The following is a 603-nucleotide window of genomic DNA, read 5'->3' as shown; positions in this document are numbered from 1 at the left end:
CATCAATAATATCATTTTGGCGTCATTATTGATCCTCGTTTGGCCACTACTCAAGCTCACTGGCGTGCATAATGGCGCGCTGCCTGCTTGGTATATTATTATCGCGCAACTGGTATTTTTTGTGCTGCTCGATGATTTCTTGTATTACTGGATGCATCGCTATATGCATGAGAATAAGTGGCTGCTTAAACACATCCATAGCGTGCATCATCGCATTCACAACACCTGCGGCATCAATGGCAATTACATGCACTGGGTCGAGTATTCGCTTACAGCAACGCTTACCTTAGTCGGTCCGATTCTCTTGGGCGCGCACATTTATGTCGTGTGGCTATGGGTCATCTTACGTCAGGTGGAAGGCGCGGACGGTCATATCGGCTATGATATTCCATGGAATCCTGCGCATCTATTACCCGTCTACGAAGGACCTGTGTATCACGACTTTCATCATGCCAAATTTAAAGGCAACTACGCAGGGTTCTTACCTTATCTAGACAAGCATATGGGCAAAACGCATATTCCTGCGTATCTAAGCTACCTAAAAGCAAAAGCCAAAGGGCTTACACCGCTGGAGATTGAACAAAATGAGCTACAAGCGAAGAA

At 45.8% G+C, this 603-nt stretch carries 1 protein-coding gene; it reads left to right on the top strand.

Annotated features, from left to right (window positions below; translation table 11 throughout):
- Positions 1–603: sterol desaturase family protein (locus tag ACTXGO_RS16575; RefSeq protein WP_443575198.1), on the top strand; the 603-nt coding region annotated here is incomplete at both ends.

This window comes from Psychrobacter sp. T6-1 (assembly GCF_052258445.1).
This window is presented reverse-complemented; position numbering and strand designations above follow the sequence as displayed.